The organism is Phenylobacterium sp., assembly GCF_030645195.1.
In the GTDB taxonomy this organism is placed as follows: Bacteria; Pseudomonadota; Alphaproteobacteria; order Caulobacterales; family Caulobacteraceae; genus Phenylobacterium.
The window spans coordinates 23,295-31,736 of record NZ_JAUSLW010000152.1 but is presented as its reverse complement, the minus strand read 5'-3'; the positions used below and the strand labels follow the sequence as shown (position 1 = coordinate 31,736).

Below are 8,442 nucleotides of genomic sequence, written 5' to 3'. Positions count from 1 at the left end.
GGCGTTGCGCAGCTCTTCCTTGAAGGCCGCCGTCTGGCGGTCCTGGACCGCCTTGACGAAGGTGGAGGTGAAGCGCTCGGCGGTCAGATAGACCACCCGCTTGCCCGGCGCGGTCCGCATGGCCTCCCAGGCCATGGCGTTGAGCAGGTGGGTCTTCCCGAAGCCGTAGGGGCCGTGGAAGAGCACGGGATTGAAGTGGCCGTCGGCCCAGGAGGCCACCCGGCGGGCGACCGCGAAGGCGAACTCGTTGGCGGGGCCGGCGACGAAGGTCTCGAAGGAGAAGCGGTCCTGCAGGCCCTGCTGGCGCGCCGCCTTGGGTTGGGTGATGTCGACCTCAATCTCGATGACACCGGTGTCGGCGTCCCGGACGGCGACAGCGGCGGCGGGGGCGACGACGGCCACCATGGGCGAGGCCGGGCCAGCCTGATCGAATTCCATGCGGGACTTCAGGTCGAGGGGACGGCCCATGGGATCGTTCTGCGCCCACAACTCGCCGATCCGGCGCCAGGCATGCCGACGAATCCAGTCGCGCGCCACGCCGGTGGCGGCCACCAGGCACACTTCTCCCCCGCGCTCGCGCAGGGCCGCCTGGCCCAGCCACGAGCCGAACGTGGCTTCACCCAACTCGCGCTTCAGCGCCTGGCACGTCTTGGTCCAGACAGCGCCCGCCGGCGTTTCCGCCATGTTGCCCACTATGCCCCCGGTCGTCATCGTCATCACCAACCATCACCTGCCCGTCCGATCGAAGCCCCGCGCCCCACCGGATCTTTGTTGAATAAACACAGTCTCTTAGCCGGCGAGAAGATAGACTCCTCCCGCCGCTTTTTTCATCCGAGATAGGATGGAAGAACGCGCTTAAGACCTCGAACACTAGTCAGGGCGACCGGGGGGTCAACGCAGATTCTTCGCCCGTCCAGTCGATATTTTCGTTGACTCAAATCGACCCCTCGCGCGGCAAGGGAATCCCGAAATCGACCTTCCGTTAACTGAGAACATTCGTCGCAGGCTTGGCCGTAAAATGCTGCGGCGCACGAAAACACCCGCGGGTCTTTCGACCCGCGGGTGCGTCAAAATAGTCAGTTATTTCAGAAGGATAGCTACCGAGCTAGACGTTCGGCGCCGCAACCTTAGGCAGCGGCCATCTTCTTGAGCTGAGCCGCCAGGCGGGAGACTTTGCGCGAGCCGGTGTTCTTGTGAACAACACCCTTGGTGACCGCCCGCATCAGTTCCGACTGGGCCTCGACGAAAGCGGCCTTGGCGGCGGCGGCGTCGCCCGACGTCAGGGCCTCTTCGAACTTGCGAAGATAGGTCCGCACGCGCGAGCGGCGGGCCTTGTTGACTTCGGTGCGGCGTTCGATCTTGCGAACGGCCTTCTTGGCGCCAGGCGTATTGGCCATGATTTAGCTCTCAAAACGGCTCGCGCCCGAACCTGCGCTCGGGCGGGTAAATTGGAGGCGCGGATATACGGGAAGGCGTCCTGCGGGTCAATGCGGCTCGGACGCTATTCGCAAGCTTCGGCAAATCGGCGCCAGGCGGGATGGGCGGCCACGAGATCGGCCATCTGCTGATAGCCCGCCGCGCCGGGGTGGGCGCCGTCCCAGGCGGCGGCCTCGGCCTGCCAGACCCCGCTGGCCACCAGGGGCTGGAAGACGTCGATGAAGGGCGCCTGCAGCCGCCCGCACAGGGCCAGAAGGGCCGCGTTGAGGCTCTCGACCCGAGCGCAGACCCCAGGGTCCGCCACCGGCGGCGGACCCACCATCAGGACGGGCGCCAGAGTGCGCGCCTGGGTCAGCATGGCGCGCGCGTTCTTCAGGGTCTCGGCGGTCGCCACCCGGGGCGCGCCGTCCTCCAGGTGGCAGTCATTGACGCCGAAGGAGAAGACGATCCGCATGGGCTCATGGTCCACCAGGCGCAGCCGGGCCTCGCCTTCCCAGCGCGCGGCCAGCTGGTCCGACGCCTCGCGCCGGATCCCCAGGTTATAGAGACTGATTTCCCGCCGACCCGCGATCGCCCGCCCCACCCAACCGAGATGGTCGGGATCGCCGGCCCCAACGACAAAGCTATCTCCGAATGCGATCAGCCGCATTTCAAACTCCGCGCATCCCGGCGAAGGCCGGGACCCAGATTCATCCCGAACATCTGCAGATGATCCGCCATTCCGATCCCGGCGCTACCTGAAGCCAGAGTGGCTTTCACCTGGTTCCCGGCCTTCGCCGGGATGAGCGGGGGCGTGCTCAGGACCCTTTGAAGTCGGGCTTCCGCTTCTCGACGAAGGCGGCCATGCCCTCCTTCTGGTCCTGGAAGGCGAAGAGGGAGTGGAACAGGCGCCGCTCCAGGGCCACGCCGGTGGCCAGCGTCGTCTCGTAGGCCGCCTCCACCAGTTCCTTGTTCATCATCACGGCGAGGGGGGACTGGCCGGCGATCTTCGCCGCGGCGGCCATGGCCTCCTCGATCAGCTTGTCGGGGGCTGTCACGCGGGAGACCAGGCCCGAGCGCTCGGCCTCGGCGGCGTCCATCATCCGGGCCGTCAGGATCATGTCCATGGCCTTGGACTTGCCCACGAAGCGGGTCAGGCGCTGGGTGCCGCCGATGCCCGGCGCGACGCCGAGATTGATCTCCGGCTGGCCGAACTTGGCGGTCTCGGCGGCGATGATGAAGTCGCACAGCATGGCCAGCTCGCAGCCGCCGCCCAGGGCGTATCCCGCCACGGCGGCGATCACCGGCTTGCGGAACTGCTCCATCCGCCGGGCGAAGGCGCCGAAGAAGTCCTGGGTGAACATCTCAGCATAGGTCTTGTCCGACATCTCCTTGATGTCGGCGCCGGCGGCGAAGGCTCGCTCCGAGCCGGTCAGCACCAGGCAGCGGACCCCGTCATCGGCCTCGGCGGCGTCCAGGGCGGCCGACAGCTCCGACAGCAGCTGGCTGTTCAGCGCGTTGAGGGCCTCGGGCCGGTTCAGCCGGATCAGGGTCACGGCGTCGGTGGTTTCGACGATCAGGGTCTCATAGGCCATGGCCGGCTCCTTGGAAGGTGTAGAGAGCCCGATTACGGCCCCTCGACCGAATAGCCAAGCGCCCGCAGCCGGGCCGGGACCCCGTCGGGGGTGAGCAGGTGGCCGACCCCCACCACCACCACCGTGCGGCCGGCGCCCTTCAGCCGCCCGTCCAGCACCTGGGTCCAGGCGGCGTTGCGCGCGCTCACCAGCCGCTCATAGAGCACCGGGGAGGCGTGGCGCAGGGGATCGAGCGCGTCGCGCTCCAGGGCGGCGGTGTCGGCGGCCATCCAGGCGGCCACCAGCCGGTCATAGGCGTCGGGATCCTTGTCCATCTGGTCCAGGCTCTCCTCCAGGGAGGCCACCTGGGCCGGGACCGGGGCCTCGTCGAACAGGGCGATCTGCTGGGCGGCGGTCTCGAAGGCCCGGCGCTGGGCGCTGGCGGGCGCGGTGGCGGCGATGGCCTTCTCCACCCCGGAGTCGGTGTCGGCGCCGGCGGCGCGGAATTCGGCGCCGGCCAGGGCCACCTCGGCGAACCAGGGCTCCAGGCGATCGAGGAAGCCCGGGGTCAGGCCGTATTTCTGGCTGGCCTTGGCGAGCGCGCTCGCCCCGGTGGGCGACAGCAGGCCGCTGAGGGACCTGTCGGGGGGCAGGACGCCCTTGGAGGCCGCCAGGCCGGCGATCTCCGCCTCGGTGGCCGCGCCCATGGGCAGTTCGAACCAGAGGTCGTCGGCCTTGGCCAGGGCCGCCTCCAGCGCCGGAGGCCGCCAGTCCAGGCCGGGCGGCAGGACATGGACCGAGCCGAAGATCACCAGCTCGGAATCGGCGTCGCGCACGGTCCAGACCGGCGGCTTGGCCAGGGCGGGTCCGGCGATGAGGAACGCCGCCAGGGCGAGCGGGCCAAGCTTGAACATGGGGGTGAATCTAGGGGGCGCGGGGGCAAGGCGCCACCTGCTTCACGTCCTTCTCCCCATCACCCCCTGATCGTCATCCCCGGGCCTGTCCCGGGGACCCATGATCTCCGCCTCGCCGCAGGCCGCGCGGCGCGCGCCACAGATCATTGCTGAAACTCGGAGATCATGGGTGGCCGGGACAAGCCCGGCCATGACGATCAAAAGGAGGAGCGGGGACTATTTCTGGCAAACCGGGCAGAAGAAGGTCGATCGCCCCGCCTGGACCTCGCGGGCGATGACCCCCGTGCAGCCGTCATTGAGGCAGGGCTGGCCCTCGCGGCCATAGGCGCGGAAGCGGTGCTGGAAGTAACCCAGCGCCCCATCGGCGCTGGCGTAGTCGCGCAGGGTCGAGCCCCCCGCCGCGATCGCCTCCTCCAGCACCTCGACGATGATGGCGACCAGGCCCGGCAGGGCCTTGGCCGGGATGGAGCCCGCCGGCTTGAAGGGGGAGATGCGCGCCCGGTTCAGGGCCTCGCAGACATATATATTGCCCAGGCCCGCCACCACGCGCTGATCCAGCAGCAGGGTCTTGGGCCCCTGCTTGCGGCCCGCGAAGGCGGCCTTCAGGCCCTGCGCGTTGAAATCGGCGGACAGGGGCTCGGGGCCGAGGCCCGCGAACCAGGGGTGCTGATCGAGACCGCTCGTCTCGATCAGCGCCATGTAGCCGAACCGCCGGGGGTCGTAATAGGTCACCCGCCCCCCGGCCTCGGTGTCGAACACCACGTGGGCGTGCTTGGGGTCGGGGTCGGCGGCATAGACGAACTCGCCCGGCCGCACGGTCCCCTCGGGGCGGGCGATCTCGAAGCGGCCGCTCATGCCCAGGTGCATGACGAGCGTCTCGCCGCGGTCCAGCACCCCCATCAGGTATTTGGCCCGGCGCTCCAGGCGCTGGATCGTCGCCCCGGCCAGGCGCTGGACGAAGCCCTCGGGGAAGGGGAAGCGCAGGTCGGGGCGGCGGGCCTCCACGCGGGAGAGCCTCTGGCCCTCCAGCACGGGCGCCAGGCCGCGGCGGACGGTCTCGACCTCGGGAAGTTCGGGCATGGCCTGGAGTGGCATGGGTCGGGTCCGGGCTCAAGCCGGCGGCGAGGCTGGCGCGGCCGGCCCTCGCGGTCTAAGACCGCTCATCATGACAGGACCCGCCGCCACCTTCGGATTCCGCGACGTGGACCCCGCCGAGAAGCCGAGCCTCGTGCGCGGCGTCTTCGACCGGGTCGCCGGCCGCTACGACCTGATGAACGACCTGATGAGCGCCGGCGTGCACCGGCTCTGGAAGGACGCGACCGCCGCGCGGCTGAACCCGCAGCCGGGCGAGGTCATCATCGACTGCGCCGGGGGCACCGGCGACATGGCCCGCCGCTTCGCCAAGATGGCGAGGGCCGCCCAGCTGCGCCGGGGCGGGGACGACGCGGCCATCCATATCATCGACTACAACGCCGAGATGATCGCCGCCGGGCGCGAGCGGGGCGGGGAGCCGGAGATCACCTGGACCGTCGGCGACGCCCAGCGCCTGCCCCTGCCCGACGCCAGCGCCAACGCCTATGTCATCTCTTTCGGCATCCGCAACGTCACCGACATCTCCCAGGCCCTGCGCGAGGCCCGCCGGGTGCTGAAACCGGGCGGCCGGTTCCTGTGCCTGGAGTTCTCGCGGCCGGCCACCGAGGCCCTGCGGAAGGCCTATGACGCCTATTCCTTCAAGGTGATCCCGGCCATCGGCGAGCTGGTGGCCAAGGACCGCGCCTCCTACCAGTACCTGGTGGAGAGCATCCGCCGGTTCCCCGACCAGAGGACCTTCGTCGACCTGATCACCAAGGCGGGCTTCGGCAAGGCCGGCTACACCAACTTCACCGGCGGGGTCGCGGCCCTGCACCACGGTTGGGCTGTCTGATCGGTGGGGAGCTTGTCGGCCTATGGTCGGTTGGTGGGGGCGGGCCTGCTGCTGGCGCGCAATGATGCCCTGTTGCCCCGCGAGCTGGACGGTCTCTACCCGCCGGGCCTGAAGGTCCTCGCCGATCTGTCGCGTATGGCGGCTGGACCATCCTCCAGGGTCGGCCGGCCCGGCGAACGGCTGGCCCGGTCCCTCGAGCAGCTGGGCCCGGTGGCGATCAAGCTGGGACAACTCCTCTCCACCCGGGCCGACATCTTCGGCGAGACCTTCGCGCTCGATCTCGCCCGCCTGAAGGACAAGCTCGATCCCTTCCCCACCGACCAGGCCCGCCGCGAGGTGGAGCTGACCCTGGGCCGCACGGTGGAGAGCCTGTTCGCCACCTTCGGTCCCCCGGTCGCCGCCGCCTCCCTGGCCCAGGCCCATGAGGCCACGCTACGGGACGGCCGCCGGGTGGCGGTGAAGGTCCTGCGCCCCGGGGTCGCCCTGCGTGTGGCCCAGGACGCCGCGGCCATGGCCCTGGCCGGCGCCCTGGTGGAGCGCTGGAGCTTCGCGGCCCGGCGGCTGCAACCCCGGGCCCTGGCGGCCACCGTGATCCGCGCCACCGAGTTGGAGCTGGACCTGCGCCTGGAGGCCGCCGGCGCCGACGAACTGGCCCAGGTCATGGCCCGCGACGGCTACATGTCGACCCCCAGGATCGTCTGGGAGGGCGTGGGCAAGAGGGTGCTGACCCAGGAATGGGCGGCCGGGACTCCGCTCTCAGACCCGGCGGCGCTCGACCTGCCCGGCCTCCACCGCCAGGCCCTGGCCGACAACCTGATCCGCGCCTTCCTGGCCCAGGCCCTCGACCACGGCGTCTTCCACGCCGACCTGCACGAGGGGAACCTGTTCGTCGCCGCGCCGGACCGGGTCGTGGCCGTCGACTTCGGCATCATCGGCCGCCTGGGGGCGCCGGAGCGGCGCTACCTGGCCGAGATCCTCTGGGGCTTCCTGGAGAAGGACTACGACCGGGTGGCCCAGGTCCATTTCGAGGCGGGCTATGTCCCGGCCGGCCACAGCCCCGCGGCCTTCGCCCAGGCCCTGAGGGCGGTGGGCGAGCAGGTGTTCGGCCGCCCGGCCAACGAGATCTCCATGAGCCGGGTGCTGATCCAGCTGTTCGAGATCACCGCCCTGTTCGACATGCGACTGCGGCCCGAACTGGTGCTGCTGCAGAAGACCATGATGACGGTGGAGGGGGTGGCCCGGCGCATCTGCCCCGACCATGACATCTGGGCCGCCGCCGATCCGGTGGTGCGCCGCTGGATGCTGCGGGAACTGTCGCCGGCCGCCAAGGCCAAGCGCTTCGCCGAGGAGGGTTTGCAGGCCCTGCGCAACCTCGGCCGCCTGCTGGAGGCGCCGCCCCAGACCGCCGTGGCGGTTGTGGAGACCGAGGAGGCCCATCCTGCCCGCTGGTTCGCCATCGGGGCCCTGGTGGCGACGGTGGTCTTCTGGCTGGCGACTCGGCTACCTAGCTGAGCTTCGTCCGCGCGCCCCATTCTTCGGCGGTGAGTTCCTCGACATCGCCGTCCCCGAACAGGGTGATCCGGCCCGGACGGAAGACCGCGGTCTTCCCGATGCTGGGCATGTCGGCCACCTCCACCCGGGCCCGCTCGCCGGCGGTGAGATAGAGCAGGTCGACGGTCCCGGTGTTGACGAAGGCGTGCGCCACCCCGTCGGTGGGGAAGCCCACGAAGTCGCCGACCCCCACCTCATGGGCCACACCATCCAGCACCACCTGGCCCGAGCCCTCCAGGATGAAGATGAACTCCTCCTCCATGGAATGGGCGTGGGCGATGAAGCTCTCCTTGCCGGGGGGCAGGCGCACCAGGTTGGTGAGCACCCGGCGCATCCCGGTCTGGTCCCCCAGCCGGGCCATCTTCATCTCCGAGGCCGGATTGAAGGGATGGCGGCCGGCCGGAAGCTGGGACCAGTCGATCTGGCCGGTGCGGACGATGTGGGTCGGGTCAACCATCGTCGCTATCCTTGTCCTTGCGGGCCGCCGTCTGGCGTTTGGCCTCGCGGGCCTTCTGCTCGTCCCAGTAGGCGGCGCCCTCGTCGGGCTTGAACAGGGTGCGCGGCGCGCCCTCCTTGTTGGCCACGGCGAACACATTGCCCTTGGGGTCGTAGAACAGGGTGTCGCCATTGGACCGCTTCAGGGTCTGGGTGCCGGCTGGCGGATGGTCGACGAAGGCGTGGGCCTTGCGAACGAAGGCGTCGAGGTCCTTGGCGCCGAAGTCCTCGCCGTTGCGCTCGAAGCTCTTGGCGGCGTTTTCCTGGGCGCTGCCCTTGCGGCTGGAGGACCACATGGGCTTGCCGTCCACCTGGGGCACGGCCTCGTCGCGGCGGTCGGCGCTGAGCGTCGTGTTGGCGTCGCGCCCACTGTCGGAAGCGGAGGACGCCGCCGCCGAAGGATTGTCGGAAGACTTGCTCGCCACCGCCGAGGGCCGCTCGCAGGCGGCCAGCAACATCAGCGCGGCGCCCGCGCTCAACCAAACCTTGAACCCAGCCATCGTGTTCTCTCCCTGCACGGCCAAGTGAAGCTGGAACAAATTAAGAACAGATTGGCGGGTTTGTCCAG

Annotated in this window: 10 protein-coding genes; 2 read left to right on the top strand and 8 right to left on the bottom strand. The window is 69.7% G+C overall.

Translation table 11 applies throughout. The annotated features are described in order from the left end of the window. The 6 genes from Q7T09_RS12755 to mutM form a co-directional block, all read right to left on the bottom strand. Positions 1-717: DnaA ATPase domain-containing protein (locus Q7T09_RS12755; protein ID WP_304700146.1), on the bottom strand; the 717-nt coding region annotated here is incomplete at its 3' end. 410 nt (positions 718-1,127) lie between these two features. Then, a complete protein-coding gene (gene rpsT, locus Q7T09_RS12750) occupies positions 1,128-1,397 on the bottom strand; it encodes a 30S ribosomal protein S20 (RefSeq protein WP_293497186.1) in 270 nt (89 codons plus the stop codon). 104 nt (positions 1,398-1,501) lie between these two features. Further along, positions 1,502-2,086, bottom strand: a complete 585-nt coding sequence (locus Q7T09_RS12745; protein ID WP_304700142.1) for a GDSL-type esterase/lipase family protein — start codon at positions 2,084-2,086, stop codon at positions 1,502-1,504. A gap of 148 nt (positions 2,087-2,234) precedes the next feature. Further along, complete coding sequence (locus Q7T09_RS12740) at positions 2,235-3,011, bottom strand: enoyl-CoA hydratase (protein WP_304700141.1); 777 nt, start codon at positions 3,009-3,011, stop codon at positions 2,235-2,237. A gap of 32 nt (positions 3,012-3,043) precedes the next feature. Continuing rightward, positions 3,044-3,904 carry a TraB/GumN family protein gene (locus tag Q7T09_RS12735; RefSeq protein WP_304700139.1) on the bottom strand — a complete coding sequence of 287 codons (861 nt, stop codon included), beginning with the start codon at positions 3,902-3,904 and terminating at the stop codon, positions 3,044-3,046. Positions 3,905-4,120: 216 nt separating this feature from the next. Continuing rightward, the gene (gene mutM / locus Q7T09_RS12730) at positions 4,121-4,984 is read right to left on the bottom strand and encodes a bifunctional DNA-formamidopyrimidine glycosylase/DNA-(apurinic or apyrimidinic site) lyase (RefSeq protein WP_304700150.1); all 864 of its coding nucleotides are present in this window, start codon (positions 4,982-4,984) and stop codon (positions 4,121-4,123) included. Between the two features lie 85 nt (positions 4,985-5,069). Between mutM and Q7T09_RS12725 the strand changes: the two genes are divergently transcribed. Together Q7T09_RS12725 and ubiB are read left to right on the top strand one after the other, a co-directional pair. Further along, a complete protein-coding gene (locus Q7T09_RS12725) occupies positions 5,070-5,828 on the top strand; it encodes a class I SAM-dependent methyltransferase (protein WP_304700138.1) in 759 nt (252 codons plus the stop codon). Positions 5,829-5,831: 3 nt separating this feature from the next. Then, positions 5,832-7,340 carry a 2-polyprenylphenol 6-hydroxylase gene (ubiB, locus tag Q7T09_RS12720; protein WP_304700137.1) on the top strand — a complete coding sequence of 503 codons (1,509 nt, stop codon included), beginning with the start codon at positions 5,832-5,834 and terminating at the stop codon, positions 7,338-7,340. Here ubiB and Q7T09_RS12715 read toward each other — a convergent pair. Together Q7T09_RS12715 and Q7T09_RS12710 are read right to left on the bottom strand one after the other, a co-directional pair. Then, on the bottom strand, positions 7,333-7,836 hold the full coding sequence (locus Q7T09_RS12715) for a cupin domain-containing protein (protein WP_304700136.1): 504 nt from the start codon (positions 7,834-7,836) through the stop codon (positions 7,333-7,335). The two genes, ubiB and Q7T09_RS12715, sit on opposite strands and share 8 nt — an antisense overlap. Continuing rightward, positions 7,829-8,374: a hypothetical protein gene (locus Q7T09_RS12710; RefSeq protein WP_304700135.1), complete on the bottom strand. Its 546-nt coding sequence runs from the start codon at positions 8,372-8,374 to the stop codon at positions 7,829-7,831. The genes Q7T09_RS12715 and Q7T09_RS12710 overlap by 8 nt, the downstream gene beginning before the upstream one ends. Positions 8,375-8,442 lie beyond the last annotated feature (68 nt).

Bases quoted from the DNA above. Each gene is read 5' to 3' on its own strand.
- rpsT (WP_293497186.1), bottom strand. From the start codon at position 1,397: ATGGCCAATACGCCTGGCGCCAAGAAGGCCGTTCGCAAGATCGAACGC.
- Q7T09_RS12745 (WP_304700142.1), bottom strand. From the start codon at position 2,086: ATGCGGCTGATCGCATTCGGAGATAGCTTTGTCGTTGGGGCCGGCGAT.
- Q7T09_RS12740 (WP_304700141.1), bottom strand. From the start codon at position 3,011: ATGGCCTATGAGACCCTGATCGTCGAAACCACCGACGCCGTGACCCTG.
- Q7T09_RS12735 (WP_304700139.1), bottom strand. From the start codon at position 3,904: ATGTTCAAGCTTGGCCCGCTCGCCCTGGCGGCGTTCCTCATCGCCGGA.
- mutM (WP_304700150.1), bottom strand. From the start codon at position 4,984: ATGCCCGAACTTCCCGAGGTCGAGACCGTCCGCCGCGGCCTGGCGCCC.
- Q7T09_RS12725 (WP_304700138.1), top strand. From the start codon at position 5,070: ATGACAGGACCCGCCGCCACCTTCGGATTCCGCGACGTGGACCCCGCC.
- Q7T09_RS12715 (WP_304700136.1), bottom strand. From the start codon at position 7,836: ATGGTTGACCCGACCCACATCGTCCGCACCGGCCAGATCGACTGGTCC.
- Q7T09_RS12710 (WP_304700135.1), bottom strand. From the start codon at position 8,374: ATGGCTGGGTTCAAGGTTTGGTTGAGCGCGGGCGCCGCGCTGATGTTG.